The organism is Streptomyces sp. NPDC031379 (genome assembly GCF_055569615.1).
Genome location: NZ_JBVIIT010000011.1, coordinates 23,202 through 40,992, shown reverse-complemented (window position 1 = coordinate 40,992; position 17,791 = coordinate 23,202). Strand labels below are relative to the sequence as shown.

Annotated in this window: 18 protein-coding genes and 2 tRNA genes; 5 read left to right on the top strand and 15 right to left on the bottom strand. The window is 71.5% G+C overall.

All coding sequences use genetic code 11. The annotated features are described in order from the left end of the window. Positions 1-176: 176 nt before the first annotated feature. Both ACZ5CW_RS17595 and ACZ5CW_RS17590 read left to right on the top strand, forming a co-directional pair. Complete coding sequence (locus tag ACZ5CW_RS17595; protein WP_468602148.1) at positions 177-1,466, top strand: cytochrome b/b6 domain-containing protein; 1,290 nt, start codon at positions 177-179, stop codon at positions 1,464-1,466. Next, complete coding sequence (locus tag ACZ5CW_RS17590) at positions 1,463-3,073, top strand: NADH-ubiquinone oxidoreductase-F iron-sulfur binding region domain-containing protein (protein WP_468602146.1); 1,611 nt, start codon at positions 1,463-1,465, stop codon at positions 3,071-3,073. The genes ACZ5CW_RS17595 and ACZ5CW_RS17590 overlap by 4 nt, the downstream gene beginning before the upstream one ends. Before the next feature lie 120 nt (positions 3,074-3,193). Here ACZ5CW_RS17590 and ACZ5CW_RS17585 read toward each other — a convergent pair. Then, positions 3,194-3,266, bottom strand: a tRNA-Ala gene (locus ACZ5CW_RS17585). A 103-nt stretch (positions 3,267-3,369) separates the two neighbouring features. On the opposite strand from ACZ5CW_RS17585, the gene ACZ5CW_RS17580 reads away from it, so the two are divergent. Continuing rightward, positions 3,370-4,593, top strand: a complete 1,224-nt coding sequence (locus ACZ5CW_RS17580) for a glycosyltransferase 87 family protein (protein ID WP_468602144.1) — start codon at positions 3,370-3,372, stop codon at positions 4,591-4,593. On the opposite strand, the gene ACZ5CW_RS17575 is transcribed toward ACZ5CW_RS17580, so the two are convergent. The 3 genes from ACZ5CW_RS17575 to ACZ5CW_RS17565 all read right to left on the bottom strand — a co-directional run bounded on the left by ACZ5CW_RS17575 (position 4,572) and on the right by ACZ5CW_RS17565 (position 6,416). Further along, the gene (locus ACZ5CW_RS17575; protein WP_006136074.1) at positions 4,572-4,805 is read right to left on the bottom strand and encodes a hypothetical protein; all 234 of its coding nucleotides are present in this window, start codon (positions 4,803-4,805) and stop codon (positions 4,572-4,574) included. The genes ACZ5CW_RS17580 and ACZ5CW_RS17575 overlap by 22 nt on opposite strands. A gap of 3 nt (positions 4,806-4,808) precedes the next feature. Beyond that, on the bottom strand, positions 4,809-4,982 hold the full coding sequence (locus ACZ5CW_RS17570) for a hypothetical protein (RefSeq protein WP_468602142.1): 174 nt from the start codon (positions 4,980-4,982) through the stop codon (positions 4,809-4,811). Between the two features lie 69 nt (positions 4,983-5,051). Further along, on the bottom strand, positions 5,052-6,416 hold the full coding sequence (locus ACZ5CW_RS17565; RefSeq protein ID WP_468602563.1) for an MFS transporter: 1,365 nt from the start codon (positions 6,414-6,416) through the stop codon (positions 5,052-5,054). 336 nt (positions 6,417-6,752) lie between these two features. Here ACZ5CW_RS17565 and ACZ5CW_RS17560 point away from each other — a divergent pair, with 336 nt between their 5' ends. Next, positions 6,753-7,649, top strand: coding sequence for a helix-turn-helix transcriptional regulator (locus tag ACZ5CW_RS17560; RefSeq protein ID WP_468602140.1), 897 nt, complete (start codon positions 6,753-6,755; stop codon positions 7,647-7,649). Between the two features lie 78 nt (positions 7,650-7,727). Here the strand turns inward: ACZ5CW_RS17560 and ACZ5CW_RS17555 are convergent. The 7 genes from ACZ5CW_RS17555 to ACZ5CW_RS17525 all read right to left on the bottom strand — a co-directional run bounded on the left by ACZ5CW_RS17555 (position 7,728) and on the right by ACZ5CW_RS17525 (position 12,093). Beyond that, positions 7,728-7,800 (bottom strand) — tRNA-Ala (locus ACZ5CW_RS17555). 93 nt (positions 7,801-7,893) lie between these two features. Next, positions 7,894-8,562 carry a histidine phosphatase family protein gene (locus ACZ5CW_RS17550; protein WP_468602138.1) on the bottom strand — a complete coding sequence of 223 codons (669 nt, stop codon included), beginning with the start codon at positions 8,560-8,562 and terminating at the stop codon, positions 7,894-7,896. Continuing rightward, positions 8,562-9,005, bottom strand: a complete 444-nt coding sequence (gene rsfS, locus ACZ5CW_RS17545; protein WP_468602136.1) for a ribosome silencing factor — start codon at positions 9,003-9,005, stop codon at positions 8,562-8,564. Before rsfS ends, ACZ5CW_RS17550 begins: the two co-directional genes overlap by 1 nt. Before the next feature lie 114 nt (positions 9,006-9,119). Then, positions 9,120-10,838, bottom strand: coding sequence for an LCP family protein (locus ACZ5CW_RS17540; protein ID WP_468602134.1), 1,719 nt, complete (start codon positions 10,836-10,838; stop codon positions 9,120-9,122). 16 nt (positions 10,839-10,854) lie between these two features. Further along, complete coding sequence (nadD, locus tag ACZ5CW_RS17535) at positions 10,855-11,541, bottom strand: nicotinate-nucleotide adenylyltransferase (RefSeq protein WP_468602132.1); 687 nt, start codon at positions 11,539-11,541, stop codon at positions 10,855-10,857. Between the two features lie 56 nt (positions 11,542-11,597). After that, positions 11,598-11,762 (bottom strand): hypothetical protein, encoded by a 165-nt coding sequence (locus tag ACZ5CW_RS17530; RefSeq protein ID WP_190013708.1) that lies wholly within the window; start codon positions 11,760-11,762, stop codon positions 11,598-11,600. Between the two features lie 166 nt (positions 11,763-11,928). Further along, positions 11,929-12,093, bottom strand: coding sequence for a hypothetical protein (locus tag ACZ5CW_RS17525; protein ID WP_468602129.1), 165 nt, complete (start codon positions 12,091-12,093; stop codon positions 11,929-11,931). Between the two features lie 101 nt (positions 12,094-12,194). On the opposite strand from ACZ5CW_RS17525, the gene ACZ5CW_RS17520 reads away from it, so the two are divergent. Then, positions 12,195-13,289 carry a M48 family metallopeptidase gene (locus tag ACZ5CW_RS17520; protein WP_468602127.1) on the top strand — a complete coding sequence of 365 codons (1,095 nt, stop codon included), beginning with the start codon at positions 12,195-12,197 and terminating at the stop codon, positions 13,287-13,289. Between the two features lie 153 nt (positions 13,290-13,442). Here the strand turns inward: ACZ5CW_RS17520 and ACZ5CW_RS17515 are convergent, their stop codons facing one another. The 4 genes from ACZ5CW_RS17515 to ACZ5CW_RS17500 form a co-directional block, all read right to left on the bottom strand. Then, complete coding sequence (locus ACZ5CW_RS17515; RefSeq protein WP_468602125.1) at positions 13,443-14,510, bottom strand: SCO2583 family membrane protein; 1,068 nt, start codon at positions 14,508-14,510, stop codon at positions 13,443-13,445. A gap of 89 nt (positions 14,511-14,599) precedes the next feature. Then, complete coding sequence (locus ACZ5CW_RS17510; protein WP_468602123.1) at positions 14,600-15,172, bottom strand: SCO2584 family spore wall biosynthesis protein; 573 nt, start codon at positions 15,170-15,172, stop codon at positions 14,600-14,602. 149 nt (positions 15,173-15,321) lie between these two features. Continuing rightward, positions 15,322-16,608, bottom strand: coding sequence for a glutamate-5-semialdehyde dehydrogenase (locus ACZ5CW_RS17505; protein WP_468602121.1), 1,287 nt, complete (start codon positions 16,606-16,608; stop codon positions 15,322-15,324). Positions 16,609-16,790: 182 nt separating this feature from the next. Further along, on the bottom strand, positions 16,791-17,759 hold the full coding sequence (locus ACZ5CW_RS17500) for a phage baseplate protein (protein ID WP_468602119.1): 969 nt from the start codon (positions 17,757-17,759) through the stop codon (positions 16,791-16,793). Positions 17,760-17,791 lie beyond the last annotated feature (32 nt).

Here is a 17,791-nt window from a genome sequence, read left to right as displayed (position 1 = left end):
ACCCGAACTGAACCAAGGTCAAGAATTACTTCGCGAACCACCCCCTAAGGGGCACCCCGGCAATCAGATTGTGCGTTGATAACAACGCAATAACGCAAACCCTCGTACTGATCGGTATGACGCCACTTAGAGTTCGGCAGCGGGACCGCTTTCCCGGAACTGCTCGGAGTGCCCCCATGAACCCTCGTCGTAGTACCAGCTCGCTCCCCAAACCGGGCCGTTCGGCCTATGGGGTGGCGTCCGCTGTCGTCCTGCTGCTCATACCCGTGGCCGTGCTGGTCGGAGGCAGCCAGTTCCAAGACTTCCTGAACTTCGGCGCGGGCGTGCTGTCCCTGGTCTCGCTCAGCTGCTCGGTGATCTGGGGTCTGTTCGCCCAGGACCGGATCTTCCTGAACACGCGGCAGCGCATCATCGGCCAGGCGGTGCACCGGACGACCGCGGTCGCCTCCATCGCGTTCCTGCTGCTGCACATCACCACGAAGATCGCGCTCGGCCACACACAGCTGATCGCGGCGATCATTCCGTTCTCGCTCGGCCTCACCGGAATCGCCGGCCTGATCGGCCTGGGCTCGCTGGCGGGCCTGCTGATGATCTTCGTGGGCATCACCGGCGCCCTGCGCAGCAATTTCGCCACCCCGGCTCCGGTCGCCGCCCGCTGGCGGGCCATGCACATGCTGGCCTATCCGGCCTGGTGCGCCGCACTGCTCCACGGACTCTACGCGGGTCGCACGGCCAAGCCGATCTTCGTGATCCTCTACAGCCTGTCCCTGCTCGGCGTGATGGGCGCCCTCGCGCTGCGCGCAGCCCCGCGCCCGGTCAAGCGCAAGGTCGCCGACCGTCTGGTGGCACTGTTCGGCAGCTCGGAGCGGCCGGGACTCGATGAGCTGGACGCGAGCCGGTCCCGGGTGGCCGACTCCGGCCTGCCGGGCTACGAGGGCCGCCGGGAGCCGAAACCGTCGCCCGCCGGCCCTCCGGCCTCCTCCGCGCCCCTGTACCAGTCCCCCGCGGCCCCCGCCGGGGAGCCCGCGTCGGGCTTCGCCGCCGCCTACCGCGCGGTGTCCACCCCGGGCCGCTCCCAGCAGCCGTTCGCCGCCGGCCAGACCGCGCGCATGGACCTGCCGCTGGACCTCCGGCCCACGGAGGCCGTCCCCCGCGTGGACGGCCCCTCCAGCACCTCGGGCAGCTGGCCGATCCCGTCCCCGCCGCCGGTCGGCGAGGCCCCGCCGTCCGCGTACGACCCGCTCCAGGACACCGGATACAACATCCCGGCCTACGGCAACCCGGGCACGACCGGATACGGCGGCAGTGACGTGTACGACACCGGTGAGACAAACGGCCTCTACGGCACGTACAACCCGAGTGACACGTTCAACAGCGGTCCCGCCACTGAACCAACCCCTGGCACCTCGTACGACGCGCCCGGTTCGGGCGAACCTTGGAACATGCCTTCCGGAGGCTATAGGTGAACGAGGCCCTGCCCGACGTCCCCGAAGTCCGCGTGGTCGGCCTTCCGCAGCTCACGTCGGGCTTCGACCTTGTGGAACGGCTCGACCTGCCCATGCACCTGAAGGTGCACGGGCCGCTCGACCCGCTGGGCGGCGAACAGCTCGCGCAGCTCGCCGAAGGCATCAACCTCAAGGGCCGGGGCGGCGCGGGCTTCCCGTTCCACAAGAAGCTGCGCTCGGTCGCCGAGTCGGCGATCAAGCGCGGGGTGCGGCCGGTCGTCGTGGTCAACGGCAGCGAGGACGAACCCGCCTGCCGCAAGGACACGGTGCTCATCAACCGTGCCCCGCACCTCATCCTGGACGGCGCGCTGCTGTGTGCCGAGGCGCTCGGCGCGCGCACGCTCGTGATCGGCGTCACCCGGGAGTCCACGCAGCGCTCCATGGAGGCCGCACTCGCCGAACGCGGTCTGAGCAACAGCCGTAGATCGGCGCTACGCGCGTGGGTGCAGCGCAATCCGGTGCGCATGGTCACCGGCGCCGCCGCCTCGCTGATCCGCTCGATCGACGGCGGTCCGGCGATCCCGCCCGGACGCAAGATCAGCGCGTCGCAGACCGGCGTGGGCGGCGCGCCCACGCTGCTGTCGAACGCGGAGACGTTCGCGCAGCTGGCCATCGCCGCCCGCATCGGCCCCGAGCGCTACGGCAACACCGGCCTCTACGACGAGCCGGGCACCGTCATGCTCACGGTCTCCGGCGCGGTCGCCCGCCCGATGGTGCTCGAGGTCCCGACGGGCGTGCCGCTGCGCTACGTGCTGCAGCTGGCCGGTGCCCCGCCGGTGCCGCAGGGCGTGCTGACCGGCGGCTACCACGGCAAGTGGATCGACGCGGCGACCGTCAACGAGGCGATCGTCTCCCGCAACTCGCTGGACGCGGTGGGCGGTTCGCTGGGCGCGGGCGCGATCCTGCCGATCAGTCAGGAGACCTGCCCGCTGGGTGAGTCGCTGCGGGTGGCGCAGTGGCTGGCCGAGGAGAGCGCCGGCCAGTGCGGCCCCTGCTACCTCGGACTGCCCGCGGCCGCGCGCGGCATGGAGGACATCCTCAACGGCGGCGGCCCGGCCGCGCTGGAGGCACTGAAGCAGGTCGCGAAGAACGTCAAACGGCGCGGGGCGTGTTCGCACCCGGACGGCTCGGCGATGTTCCTGGAGTCGACCATCAAGGCGTTCACCGACGACCTGGCCGCCCATGTCCTCGGAAACGGCTGCGGACGGCCCGTGGAGGGTGTTCTGCCGCTCTTCGAGGGGGGCAGGGCCCCCACCGGCATCCCGGGCGGCGCAGAGCCCGAGGAGACCGGCTCCAGCCGGCAGAAGATCTACGTCGACTGGACGCTGTGCCGTGGCCACGGCCTGTGCGCCGACATCCTCCCGGAGGTCTTCGAACTGGGCGCGGACGGCTTCCCGACGGTGGCGCAGGCGCAGGTGCCGCGCTACGCGGAGGCGAAGGCGCTGCGCGCGGTGCGCCGCTGCCCGGCACTCGCCCTGCGCATCGAGGAGGACACGCGCGGGCAGGCGCCCTCGCGCAATCTGCCGGTCCTCTCCCAGGGACGCGGCCGGCGCGCGCTCGGCCGCTGAGCACACGGAAACGGCGGGGACCCGTCCCGGGTTCCCCGCCGTTGTCACTCGGACGGGTCGTTCGGTGCCGGAACACGCCGAAGGCGGACCATCCGTGGGATGATCCGCCTTCGACTTCTGTGGAGCTAAGGAGAATTGAACTCCTGACCTCCTGCATGCCATGCAGGCGCTCTACCAACTGAGCTATAGCCCCTTGTTCTGTTGTTTCGCCCGGTTCCCCTGGCGACGACGTAAACATTACAGGCCCGTGGACCTGGCGCCAAATCGATTTCAGGTTCGCGCCGATACGGCCGCTAATGTCTGCTTTCGTGGCCGTGATCGCGTCGTCAGCAGCCCGCCGCCGGACATCGGTCGCCGTGGGCGTGTGCCTGGTGTCGTTCACGGCCTTCTGGGTCGCGCAGCGGGCCGCGCAGGTGTCGATGATCGACCTGTCGGTCTACCGGGCCGAGGGCGCCACCGTGCGCGCCGGCGGCGACCTCTACGCGCTGCGGGCGACTGCCGCGCACCTGCCCACCACCTATCCGCCGTTCGCGGCCCTGCTGTTCACACCGCTGTCGCTGCTGGACATCGCCCCCCTGCGCGCGCTGGCGACGGCCGGCAACCTCGCGCTGCTGGTGGTGTTCGTGCGGCTGTCGCTGAAACTCGTCGGCCACGCGCGCGCGGAGACCGCCTGGTGGGTCGCGGCGCCGGCCGTGTGGTGCGAACCGGTGTGGACGACCCTGCGCTACGGCCAGGTCAACCTGCTGCTGGCCGTCCTGGTGCTGTGGGACCTGTGCCGCCGCCCCGACCGCTGGGCCGGGGTGGGGCTGGGGCTGGCCGCCGCGATGAAGCTGACGCCCGCGCTGTTCCCGGCGTTCCTGCTCGTCACGGGCGTCGCGGCCCGGCTCGGCGGCAGGGACGCAGGCCCCTGGCTGCGGCACGCGCGGGGGGCGGCCGGCGCGTTCGCCGGGGCGACGCTGCTGGCGGCGGCCGTCCTGCCGTACGACTCATGGCGGTTCTGGACGGACATGGTCTTCCGGACGAGCCGGGTCGGGCACGCCGAGGAGACCGCCAATCAGGCCCTGCGCGGCGTTCTGGCCCGTCTCCTGCACACGCCGGACCCGGGAGCGCTCTGGGCCGCTCTGGGGGCCGTGGTGGCCGCCCTGGGCCTGGCGGCGGCCGTGGCGGCGGAGTTGCGCGGACGGCGGGCCTGGGCGGTGTGCGCCTGCGCGGTCACCGCACTGCTGATCAGCCCGGTGTCCTGGACGCACCACTGGGTGTGGTGCGTGCCACTGGTCCTGCTGCTGTGGGCGCACGGACACAGGGCGGCGGCCCTGGGTTCGCTGCTGGTGTTCTGCTCGTACGTGCCGTGGTGGGTGCCCCACGGCGCCGGACGACCGGAACTGCGCCAGGGAGGCGTGGAGTTGACGTTGTCGGCCCTCTACGGAGGAGCCGGTGCGCTCTTCCTCGTGCTGGCATGGACATCGTTGCCGCGGCCCGGTCCCGAGGTGGTCCCGCGTCAAGCCGTGACGAAGGAATAGAACCTCTTGAGCGTGCAGTGCTCCTCGAGGAGACGGCCGTAGATCGGCTCGCCCTCCAATTCCCGATACGTCTCGATCGGGTCGCCTTTTATGATCAGCGCCCGCGCGCATTCCTCGCACCAGTACTGGTAGTCGGGATTGATCGGCTCCATGTCACGGACGATCGGCGTACCGCTGCCGCACCAGTCGCACTTTCGCCTGTGTGCACCCATCGATCAGCTCCAGCTGTGGCCGCAGGCCGTGCACACGTAGGAGATTCCGCCGTTGTCGCCGAGCACTTGGGCCACGCGCGCGGAACCACAGGAAGGGCAGCTGAGCCGGGTGGTCGTATCCCGCATCAACGCCGCACCGAGGAGGTGGCCGACCTCCTCAAGGATGCTCGCAGGCATCGCTACTCCCTCCCGTCGGGCCGCGCCCCCTTCCGGCCGTTTGATTCTGCCACGGCCGGACCAATACGGTCAGCGACGCCTCAGTACCAGTCCGGCCAAGGCTCCGACCACGGCCGTTGTGGCCAGCGCCCAGGCACACACCGAGAACGCCTGCGCAGAGCTATACGACGACGGGGCCCCGAGTGACTCAAGCCGGTTCAGGAACAGTGTGCCGAAAGACGCCACGCCGAGCAGCTGACCGAGCTGGGTGACGGTCGCCAGCAGACCGCTGGCGTCCGCCGCGTCCTGAGGCCGTACGGTGGCCAGCGCGCCGGTCAGCGTCGGGCTGAAGGCGAGCGCGAGCCCGGCGCCCAGCCCCGCGTAGCCGGCGTACAGGGCCGCTCCCCCGTCGCCGCCGCCGTGGAGGGCGAGCCCCACCACCGCGACGGACACCGCGGTCAGCGCGAACCCGGCCGAAGTGAGCGCCCGCTGCCAGGCCGCGGGCCACTTCCGCCAGGTCAGGCTGACGGTGCCGAAGACGGCCGCGGTCGGCGCGAAGCTCAGTCCGGCCCGCAGCGCGCTGTAGCCCAGGCCGCCCTGGACGTGCAGCGTCAGCGCGAAGAGGAAACCGGCGTTGACCGCCATCACGGCGAGGATGCGCAGGACGGCCAGGCCGATGCCGGGATGGTGCAGCACCCGGGGCGCGATCAGCGGGGCACCGCCGCGCCGGGCCAGCCGGGACTCGTACCCGCAGAACAACGCGAACAGCACCACGGCTCCGGCCAGCGACAGCCAGGCCCACGCCGGCCAGTCCTCCTCCTGCCCGAGCACCAGCGGCACCGTCAGCAGCGACACGGCCGCGCCGAGCAGCAGGAGTCCCGGCAGGTCGAGCGGCCGGGCTCGTTCCTTCCCGGCCGCCCCGCCCAGGGGCAGGACCCGCCTGCCCAGCACCAGCAGAACGGCGCCCACCGGCACGTTGACCAGGAACACCGGCCGCCAGCCGGTGCCGAGGAGATCGGCGCTGACCAGCAGCCCGCCGACGACCTGCCCGGCCGCGGCGCCGACGGCGAGGACCGCCGAGTAGGCGCCGAGCGCCCGGGTCCGTGCCTCGCCGGTGAAGGTGCGCTGGATCAGGCTGAGCACCTGCGGGATCATCAGCGCCGAGCCCGCGCCCTGCACCAGCCGGAACACGATCAGCTCGGTCGACCCCTGCGCCAGACCGCAGGCGAGCGAGGCCGCGGTGAACAGGGCGAGCCCGGCGAGGTGGACCCGGCCGTGGCCGAGCCGGTCACCGAGCCGGGCGCCGGTGATCAGCAGCACGGAGTAGGTGATGGCGTAGCCGGCGATCACCAGCTGCAGGTCGGCGCCGGAGGAGTGCAGCTCGGAACCGATGGTGGGGGCCGCGACGTTCACGATGAAGACGTCCAGGGCCGCCATGAACTGGGCGGCGAGCAGGACCGCGAGCAGCGGCCGGCGCCGGTTGTCAGTGGCGGGTGCTTCACTGTCCGTGATGGCCGGCGCCTCGCCGGATGCCGGCGGGGCGCTGCCGGTGACGGGTGGTCCAGGGCTCCCGGCGGCCGGGGCGTCACTGTCAGTGGCGGATGCTTCACTGGTCGCAGGGTCGGGGAAGGGCTCGGTGCCCGGCCCGGTGCGGGATGTCGTCGTCATGGCGTCGAGCCTGACGACGACTCGGTACCGGTGCCGAGTGCCCGCCGATGCTGGTACTGCCAGCACCTGGCAGGCGCGGGTCCGGGTGCCGACGATGGACACGGGGACGACGGGGGACCGACGATGGTGACGAGGACGACGGGCACACAGCGGCGCAGGCCGGAGCTGGCCGCCTTTCTGCGCAGCCGGCGTGCGCGGGTGACACCGGCCGAGGTGGGGATGCCGCCCGGGCTGCGACGGCGCACTCCCGGGCTGCGCCGGGAGGAGGTCGCCCAGCTCTCGGGCGTGGGCGTGACCTGGTACACATGGCTGGAGCAGGGCCGGCCGATCAACGCCTCGCCGCAGGTGCTGGACGCGGTCGCGCGCACCCTGCGGCTCGACCCCGCGGAGCGGGAGCACCTGTACCGGCTGGCCGAGGTGCCGTTCGAGCCGGACGCGGAGGGCTTGACCCGGCAGGTCGGACCGGAGGTGCAGACGATCGTCGACGCGCTGGACCCCCTGCTGGCGGTGGTCTACAACTCGCGGTACGACGTCCTGGCCACGAACCGGGGCTACCGGGATCTGTTCGTGGTGCCCGAGACCCGCGCGACCGGAGTGCCCAACGTGCTGTGGACCCTGTTCACCCTGCCGGAGGACACCTGCCCGCTGGTGCACCGGGAGCACGAGCTGCCGGTGATGGTGGCGACGCTGCGGTCCTCGTACGGCAGACACGTGGGGGAACCGGCCTGGGAGGAGTACATACGCGCGCTGTGCGCGGCCAGCGCGTACTTCGCCGAACTGTGGGCGAGCGGCGAGGTGACGCCTCCGGGGCCCCGGGTGAAGACCTTCCGGCATGAGGCGGTGGGCGAGATGCGGATGACCTCGCAGTCGCTGTCCGTCGACGGGATGCCCGAGTGCCGGATCGTGGTCTACACACCGGCGGACGACGAGGCACGCCGGAAGATCGCGATGCTGAGGGAGCGCCGACAGCCGTTGTGGCCGCCGAGGGACCGGGAGGCCGACGAGATGATCAGCGCCTGAACGCAGAAGATCCCGCCCCCCTGAAGGAGACGGGATCTTCATCACCGATCTTTGACAACCCAACAGAGTGTCGATCAGTGGAGCTAAGGAGAATTGAACTCCTGACCTCCTGCATGCCATGCAGGCGCTCTACCAACTGAGCTATAGCCCCTGGTGTTCTTCCCGCTCGGCGGGGCGAACAAGAAGAACTTTAGCCTGTGACCTGCCGGAAAGTGAAATCCGGGGTCCCGGGGCCTCGGGACGCTCAGTCGTCGTCGCCGAGGACGGGCTCCGGGAGGGTGCCCGCGTTGTGCTCGAGCAGGCGCCAGCCGCGGGCGCCCTCGCCGAGCACGGACCAGCAGCAGTTGGAGAGGCCGCCGAGACTCTCCCAGTGCCGGGGCTCCAGGCCGAGGAGTCGGCCGATGGTGGTGCGGATGGTGCCGCCGTGGCTGACGACGACGAGAGTGCCGTCCTCCGGCAGCTTCTCGGCGTGCCGCAGCACGACGGGAGCGGCGCGGTCGGCGACCTCGGTCTCCAGCTCGCCGCCGCCGCGGCGGACCGGCTCACCGCGCTTCCAGGCGGCGTACTCCTCGCCGTGGCGGGCGATGATCTCCTCGTGCGTCAGCCCCTGCCACACACCCGCGTAGGTCTCGCGCAGACCCTCCTCGCGGGTGACGTCGAGACGGGTGAGGGCGGACAGCTCGGCGGCCGTGTTCGCGGCACGCTGCAGATCCGAGGAGACGATCGCGTCGGGCCCCAGGGAGGCGAGCAGCCGGGCGGCGCGGCGGGCCTGGCCGACGCCGGTCTCGGTCAGCTCGACGTCCGTGCTGCCCTGGAAGCGGCGCTCCACGTTCCACGAGGTCTGGCCGTGCCGCCACAGGATGATGCGGCGGCCCCGCACCTTGCGGTCGGTCACCTCGCCGGTGGCGCTCATCACCACTCCCCGTCCGACCCCTGGTCGCCCTCGGCGGCCTGCAGCTTGGCGTGCTCCTCGGCCTTGCCGCGGGTGGCCTTGGCGTCGGCGGGCAGCTCCAGCTCGGGGCAGTCCTTCCACAGCCGCTCCAGGGCGTAGAAGACGCGCTCCTCGCTGTGCTGGACGTGGACGACGATGTCGACGTAGTCGAGCAGGATCCAGCGGGACTCGCGGTCGCCCTCGCGGCGTACCGGCTTGGCGCCGCGTTCCTTCAGCAGGCGCTCCTCGATCTCGTCGACGATGGCCCTGACCTGGCGGTCGTTCGGGGCGGACGCCAGCAGGAAGGCGTCGGTGATCGACAGCACGTCGCTGACGTCGTAGGCGATGACGTCGTGGGCGAGCTTGTCGGCCGCCGCCTGGGCGGCGGTGTTGATGAGCTCAAGGGAACGGTCGGTGGCGGTCACTACATGGCTTTCCGTCGGCGGTCAGGTGGACCTCAAGGGTCTCACGGACCGCCGTGGGCACCCCACGTGATTACGGCATCGCGTGAGGTGCCCCGGGCGTCGTCGGCCCCGTCGTCAGGAGGCGGCGGGCTCGTAGTCGGCGCCGAGGACGACCGAGACGTCGGCGCCGGAGGAGACGGTGCCCTTCGTCACGGAGCCGGCGGGCAGGCCGAGGGTCTTGGCGACCTCGGCGGCGTCGGCCTTGTGGGAGGCGTCCGAGTAGATCACCTTGGAGGCGGCCTGGGTGCCGGAGGCGGTGCCTCCCTCCCGGAAGGTGAAGCCGCCGTTGAGGAGCACCACGCGGGCCTTCTCCGAGTCGTCCTTCACGCCCGTGGCGTTCTGGACGGAGACCCGGACCGCGGAGCCGGCGTCGGGGCTCTTGGCGGTGCCGCCCAGGATGTCCTTCACCACGCTGTCGCTGGTCGTGGCGCTCAGCGTGCCGTCGGCCTGCACGGGCAGCATGGCGGTCTTGTAGTCGCCGCTCTTGGCGAGGTCGGCGAGCTTGGCGAGGAAGGTGCCGAGGTCCTTGTCGGTGAGCGACGGGTCGAGGATCTGCGCGAGGGTCTGGACGGTGGTGGTGGCCGAGGACGGTTCGGAGGACATCTTGCGCAGGACGCCCTGCATGACCTGGCCGAAGCGCTCCAGCTGGGCGGTCTGGGACTCGCCGGCGGCACGGTAGGTGGCGTAGGCGACGGCCGTCTTGCCGCTGAGGGTCTGGTCGCTGCCCCGGTGGACGAGGGGCGCGGTGCCCTTCTTCTTGGCGTCCGGATCCGGCACGTCGGTGTTGGTGTCGATGTCGATGTTGCCGACCAGATCGACGAGGTTCTGCAGGTAGGGGGTGTCGAGGCGCCAGGTGCCCTGGATGTCGGTGCCGAGGACGGTGTCCAGCTGGTCGCGGGTGCCGGAGGAGCCGTCGCCGTCGACCGACTTGGCGAGGGTGGTGGTGGAGCCGTCGTCCCCGGACAGCGCGAGGGAGTTGGGCAGCAGCACGGTGGTGCCCCGCTTGGTGGTGGTGTTGTCGACCAGCAGGACCGTCGAGGTGCCGCCCTTGCCGGTGTTGTGCAGGTGGACGACGATCACGTCGCGTTTCTGGGCGGTGACGGGCGTGGCGGTGCCGGTCCCGGCGGCGGAGGAGGAGAGACCGGGCAGCTTTCCGGCGTACCAGAGATAGCCGACGCCGCCGACGGCGACGAGGGCGAGGACGACGAGGAGGGCGATGATCCGGCTGCGGGCCCGGCGGCGGGCCTCCTCGCGGCGCTCGGTGCGGTTCTCGGTGAACTTCAGCCAGTCGATGACGTCCTCGGAGTCGCCGTCCGGCTCCTCGACGAACGCGAACTGCTCGGTGCGGTAGTCCGGTTCGTCCGGTGCGCTGTGCCGCTCGGGCTGCTCCGGGGCGTGCGTGTCCTCCGCCGGGCCGGCCTGCTGCGGGATGTAGGCGGTCTGCTCGGCGACCCGGGGCTGCTGCCCGCTGCTCGCCGCCTGCCCGTAGGGGTCGTAGGAGGCGGTGTCGTGGGCGCCGGTGCCGTAGGGGTCGTACGGGGCCCGGGAGCCGTAGGGGTCGTAGGCGGGCGGCTGTTGGGCGGAGCCGTAGGAGGACGCCGGTGGCTGCTGGCCGGTGGCGTACGGGTCGTAGCCGTAGCCGCCCTGCTGCTGGGCGTAGGGGTCGTAGGACGTGTGCGGGGCCTGCTGGGCCGGGACCTGCTGGTACACGGGCCGGCCGTACTCGTCGTAGCCCACGACTTCGTACGGGCCGGCGCCGTAGCTGCCGTCCCCCGCGTCGTATCGGTCGTTCACCGGTGCCCCTCTCGGCTCACTCGCCGCGGTACAGCTCGCGCTTGTCGATGTAGCGCACGACTCCGTCCGGCACCATGTACCAGATGGGGTCCCCCTTGGCGACTCTCGCACGGCAGTCTGTGGAGGAGATGGCGAGCGCCGGCACCTCGACGAGCGAGACGCCGCCCTCCGGCAGGCCCGGGTCGGTCAGGTGGTGCCCGGGGCGGGTGACGCCGATGAAGTGCGCGAGGGAGAACAGCTCCTTCGAGTCGCGCCAGGTCAGCAGCTGGGCGAGGGCGTCGGCGCCGGTGATGAAGAACAGGTCGGTGTCGGGGTTGAGGGCGCGCAGGTCGCGCAGGGTGTCCACGGTGTAGGTGGGGCCGCCGCGGTCGATGTCGATGCGGCTGACGGAGAACTGGGGGTTCTCGGCGGTCGCGATGACCGTCATCAGGTAGCGGTCCTCGGCCGGGGAGACCTTGCGGTGGGACTTCTGCCACGGCTGGCCGGTGGGCACGAACACCACCTCGTCCAGCTGGAACTGCGCGGCGACCTCGCTGGCCGCCACGAGGTGCCCGTGGTGGATCGGGTCGAACGTTCCGCCCATGACGCCGAGGCGCCGCTTGCCCGTGTGGGCGGGTCCGTTGCCCGGCCCGTACTGCGGGTGTTCCACCATGTCGTCGGCGCTCTCGTGCACCGGACCGGTAGGCATGTCCTGCTCTCCCATGCGTGCAGACCCTACCGGCCCGGCCTCGGACGTCCGGCCGGGGACGGGCTCCCGGCTCAGCGGTCGCGGTTGAAGCGCGTGGTGATCCACAGCAGCAGGAGCAGGATGATCAGGGCACCGCCGCCGGTGACGGCCGGGTTGAGGCTGTTGTGGTTTCCGCCGTGCTCCTCGCCCTCGGCGGCAAGGGTGACCAACTGGGCTGCGGCGCTGTGGAAGCTCATCTTCGGCAGGACCTATCGCGTGTGGGCGGGATAAAGATGTCGGCTCATCGTAAGCGGGCGGCCGCGCGGCGATCACGCCGACTCCGCCGTTGGTGACGGGCGGCCGCCCCGGGGCGCCCGCGGCGGGAACGTCCACCGCCTGCCGGCGGGGAACCTTCGACGCCTGTCAGTCGTCCTTCCGCTTGTAGCCGCGCAGCAGGAACCAGGCGGTCAGCACACAGCCCAGGACCATCACGATGAGGACGATGCGGAGCAGATTCCCCGCCCCGTGCTGCTGGACGGCGCTCGCGGCGGCCTCGGTCAGCCAGGTGGCTGGGGGGTGGTGCTCCATGACGTGGACTCCTTCGGCTGTACTGCCCGTCCACGGTATCTCCGCCTAGGCTGGGCCCCGCCTCGGGGGCACAGGGCACTCACACGCACATGGGGGAAGACATGTCCGACGACGGCGACCAGCGGACCGGGCGCGAGCGCGTGCCCAGCAGGCAGCGCACACGCTTCCCGGGGATCTCCTCGCGGGCGTACGAACACCCGGCCGACCGGTCGGCACTGGTCGCGCTGCGCAAGCTGAGCGGGTTCGACACCGTCTTCAAGGCGCTCAGCGGGCTGCTGCCGGAGCGGAGCCTGAGGCTGCTGTTCCTGTCCGACTCGGTGCGGGTCTCCGAGCGGCAGTTCTCGCATCTGCACGACATGCTGCTGGACGCCTGTTACATCCTGGACCTGGAGAAGGTCCCGCCGATGTACGTCACGCAGGACCCGCAGCCGAACGCGATGTGCATCGGCCTGGACGAGCCGATCATCGTGGTCACGACCGGGCTCGTCGAGCTGCTGGACGAGGAGGAGATGCGGGCGGTCGTCGGGCACGAGGTGGGGCACGCGCTGTCCGGGCACTCCGTGTACCGCACGATCCTGCTGTTCCTGACGAGCCTCGTCCTGAAGGTCGCCTGGATCCCGCTGGGCAACCTGGCGATCATGGCGATCGTCACGGCGCTCAGGGAGTGGTTCCGCAAGTCGGAGCTGTCCGCCGACCGGGCGGGTCTGCTGGTGGGCCAGGACGTCCGGGCCTCGATGCGGGGCCTGATGAAGATCGCGGGCGGCAACCACCTGCACGAGATGAACGTGGACGCGTTCCTGGAGCAGGCCGAGGAGTACGACTCCGGGGGCGACCTGCGCGACTCGGTGCTGAAGATCCTGAACGTGCTGCCCCGCTCGCACCCGTTCACCACCGTGCGGGCCGCGGAGCTGAAGAAGTGGGCCGAGTCCCGGGACTACCAGCGGATCATGGACGGCCACTACCCGCGACGCAGCGAGGACAAGGACACCTCCGTCAGCGACTCCTTCCGGGAGTCCGCGGCCAGCTACGCCAGCGATGTGAAGGGTTCCAAGGACCCGCTGATGAAGCTGGTCACGGACCTCGCGGGCGGTGCGGGCGACCTGGGCGGCCGGGTCCGGCGCGGCTTCGACGGCTTCAGGAGCCCGCCGCCGGCCGGCGAGGGTTCCGCGGACGCTCCGCGCGGGGACCAGGAGTAGCCACCGCGCGCCCGTGCCGTCCGGTACCGCTCACGTCTCCCCCTGGCACCGCGCGGGGCTCGGCACCGCTCACGTCTCAGCTTGACTTCCTCGCCCCCTGAGATGTCTTGGCACCGCTCGTGGCTTGGCACCGCGCTCTCGCCCTGGCGCCGCTCACACCTCCGGCTCGGCTGCGGTGGACAGCGTGCCGCACAGGGCGGGGGTGTTGTCCGTCTCGTAGGGGTTGGTGCCGGCGGGGCCGCCCGCCTTGGCCGTCTGGCCGGCCAGGAGGGGGCGGAGGTAGGCGCTGGAGTCCTCGGCGCAGGACAAAGGGCCCGCCTGGACGTAGGACGTGACGAGCTGGACCTGGTGGGTGCGCAGGTCGTCGCGGTGGAAGCGGAAGGTCACCTGGCGGCGGACCGTGAAGAGGGACACGGGTGCGCCGACGGCGCCGGTGGGACGCAGGGCGTAGACGAAGGTGTGGTCGGCGGTGATCTCCAGGGTGGCCGAGTCGCTCTCGGCGGCCTGCAGGCTGCCCTGTGCGCGGATCCTGTGGTCGGCCAGCTGGGCCCGGGAGGGGTCGAGGCGGACCAGCCAGCCGGTGGTGGCGTGCCGGCCGTCCGCGGCCGGACGGTCGAAGCTCTGGTCGAACTGGTCGAGCTGGTCGGGGTCGAGCAAGGTCCGGGCGGGGCCGGCCTGGCGGCCGGTCAGTACCTCGGGGTCGAGCGAGGAGCGGACGATGTAGTCCTTGACGGTGGTGAGCGCGGCCACCACCTGGCTGCCGGAGAAGTGGGCGGTGCTGTGGGAGGCCGGCAGCGGTACGCCCTCGGCGCCGATCTCGAACTGGGCGGCGCGGCTGTGCGCGTACAGGGTCTCGGCGTCGGCGGCACCGGGCACCTTGCCCTGCGGGGCGAGCGGGATGACCGTCATCCGCAGTGGCTCGGCGGGCCGCCGGCCCTGCGGGGAGCCGGAGGGGTGGCGGACACCCATGTAGATCGCGGTGGCGAAGGCGATGGCGATCAGCACGGTGAGGATCAGCAGTTGCCGGGTGAGTCCGCGGTGCCGGGGCGGGCGACGGCGTACGGCGTGGGCGTGATCGGCCATCCGCTCCTCGGCCGAGTACTCCTGGAGGCGGGCAGCACGGACGAACGACTCGTCGAACACGACGGATCGGTACTCGTCCTCTGCACCGCCGGGGCCGCCCTCGGGTGTCCCCTCCGGTGGGTCTCCAGGCCCGCCCATACTTTCAGAGTAGGTCTCGCGAGCCTCGGGTAAACGCCCTGCTGTACGACAAGTTCTGACAGGTTCTCACGCGGTGCGGGCACCCGCGTTCAGGGGGTGCGCGGGCTGGCCGAGGCGGCCGGCTGGGAGTAGTCGGCGGAGACGGAGGGAGCGGCCGCGCTGCCCTGTTCCAGGCCGGTCGAGGCGGGTGCGGGCACCCGGTCGCGGGTGCCCGAGGAGGCTCCCCGGTAGACCGCGGCGAAGGCCAGGGCGACCATGCCGATGCCCATCACGACGGCGAGCACCCAGGCTACGGGGCGGTGCCAGCGGGCCTGCTTGCCGTAGGCGCCGAAGGGGCCGTGGTGGTCGCCGAGGAGGTAGGCGTCGTCGAGTTCGTCGTCGTCCCGATCTTGACCGAATCCGGTCCCCTCGGGGCTGTAGGCGTCGTCGTAGCGGTCGCCTCGGGCGTGGGCGCGGCGGGCCTCGGCCTCGGAGGCCTCGGCTCTGGCCTGCGCGGCGGCCAGGAGGCGTTCGACGGCGGTCGGCTCATGGACCGTGGCCGCCTGAACGAAGGCCTCGTCGAAGACCACGGAGGCGAACTCTTCGTCCGACACCCCGTGGTCGTGGTCGTCGTCGGGCTCCCAGCCGTCCGGGAACGGCGTGCCCCCCACGTCCTCCGGCACGGAATCCAGAGTAGACCTGGGGGGTCAATTTGGGCAGACGGTATGGAAATTCATCCGCTTGATGCGACGCCTTTCGGCCGCCGCCGTGACGCACCCGGGGGCGACCCGGTGCGCGGCCGAAAGGGTGAACCTCGGCGGCGGGGTGGACGTCAGCGGCGGATGTGGCCGTCGCCGGTGACGATGTACTTCGTGCTGGTCAGCTCCGGCAGGCCCATCGGGCCGCGGGCGTGCAGCTTCTGGGTGGAGATGCCGATCTCCGCGCCGAAGCCGAACTGGCCGCCGTCGGTGAAGCGGGTGGAGGCGTTGACGGCGACGGTGGTGGAGTCGACCAGCTGGGTGAAGCGGCGGGCGGCCTGCTGGGAGGTGGTGACGATCGCCTCGGTGTGCCCGGACGTCCACAGCCGGATGTGCTCGACGGCCCGGTCCAGGGAGTCGACGACGGCGGCGGCGATGTCGTGGGAGAGGTATTCGGTCTCCCAGTCCTCGGGGGTCGCCTCGACCACGGTGGCCTCGGAGTCCTTGGCGTAGGCCATGACCCGCTCGTCGGCGTGGACGGTGACGCCGGCCTCGGCGAGGGCGTCCAGGGCGCGCGGCAGGAACTCGGGAGCGATGTCCTGGTGGACCAGGAGGGTCTCGGCGGCGTTGCAGACGCTGACCCGCTGGGCCTTGGAGTTGATCAGGATCTGGATCGCCATGTCGATGTCGGCCTGGGCGTCGACGTAGACGTGGCAGTTGCCGGTGCCGGTCTCGATGACGGGGACGGTCGACTCGTTCACCACGGTCCGGATGAGGGAGGCGCCGCCGCGCGGGATGAGGACGTCGACGAGGCCGCGGGCGCGCATCAGCTCGCGCACGGACTCGCGGCTCTCGCCGGGCACCAGCTGGACGGCGTCGGCGGGCAGCCCGGCGCCGCCGACGGCGTCGCGGATCACCCGGACGAGGGCGGTGTTGGACTCGTAGGCGGAGGCGGACCCGCGCAGCAGGACGGCGTTGCCGGACTTCAGGCAGAGGGCGGCGGCGTCGACGGTGACGTTGGGGCGGGCCTCGTAGATGATGCCGACGACGCCGAGCGGGACGCGGACCTGGCGCAGGTCGATGCCGTTGGGGAGGGTGGAGCCGCGGACGACCTCGCCGACCGGGTCGGGCAGCTTCGCGACGTCGCGGACGTCGGAGGCGATGGCGCGGACCCGCTCGGGGGTGAGGGTGAGCCGGTCGACGATGGCCTCGCTGGTGCCGTTCTCCCGGGCCTTGGCCACGTCCTTGGCGTTGGCCTCGACGATCTCGGCGGTCCGGACCTCCAGGGCGTCGGCGATGGCGAGCAGCGCGTCGTCCTTGACGGCACGCGGCAGCGGCGCGAGGTCGGCGGCGGCGGCCTTGGACCGGTAGGCGGCCTGGGTGACCGGGGACATCGAGTCGTAGGGCGAGAGCGAGGTCATACCCGCAGGGTAGTGCGCCCGGAGACGGTGCGCGGCAACCGTCCCGGAAGCCGAGACGGCGCGCCCCCGGGAGCACAGGCCCGGGGGCGTGACCGGCGGCCCCGGCCTCACCCGGCGGCCGGACCGGGGCCTTCGGCTCTCACCCGGCGGCCGGGCCAGGGCCTTCCGGCCTCACCTGGTGGTCAGACCAGGGTCTTCTTGTAGAAGAGGTTGGAGCGTCGGTCGCCCCCGGTGCCGGAGGCGAAGCCGAGGAAGAGGCGGGCCTGGCCCGAGTCCGTGCGGTAGACGGCCAGGCCTTCCGGCTCGCGGAAGGAGAGGCTCTCGCCCGCCTTGGTGAGGACGGGTCCCTGCTTGACGGCGCCCGTGTTCAGGTCGACGCAGGTGAGGCGGGCGTTACCGGGCCGGGGGTTGTCGGCGGAGTAGGAGTTGCCCGTCAGGTAGTACATGTAGCGGCCGTAGGAGGTGTACCCCTGCGGGGTGCCCGGGATCGAGGGCTGCTTGACGGACGTCAGCGGATTGCTGAAGTCGCCGGCGGTCGCCTGGCTCATCCGGTAGGCGGCGAGGTGCTTGGCGCCGTTCTTGTGGTGGCGGACGAGCATGATGCCGTGCACGTGGTCGAGGGAGCAGGTGAACTCCGTGGCGCTCGCGACCGGGCGGTACTTCTTGATCGCGGAGGAGGTGTGGGAGAGCGAGCCGCCCCGCACGAACTTGAAGCGGCCGAGCCGGGTGCCGTAACCGTTCTCGTTCGCGTCCACCTCCGTCCACAGCCAGCTGTCACGGCCGCGCGGCTCGACGCCGAAGGACACGCCGTGGCCGAAGCCCTTCAGGTGCATGGCGGAGACGTAGTTGCCCTTGAGGTCCAGCTCGGTGATGCAGAGGTCGCCGGACTTCTCGCCGCTGCCGTTGCGTCGCTGCGCGACGAACAGGCGCTTGTTGACGCTGTCGAAGGCGAAGCCCTGCTGGACGGTGTCGTCGTGCAGGCGCCGGCCGCGGAACAGGTCGTAGGACGGCGCGGTGAGGTCGAAGCGCGGCGAGGCGGCGATGGCGGCGGACGCGGTGCCCGACGCGGCCCCGACGCCGAGCGCGGCGATCCCCAGACCGCCCGCGGCCCGCAGGATTCCCCGGCGTCCGATGGTGTGCTGCTGCTCCATGGTCCCCCTTGTGTGGCGGTGGGTTCGGCTGG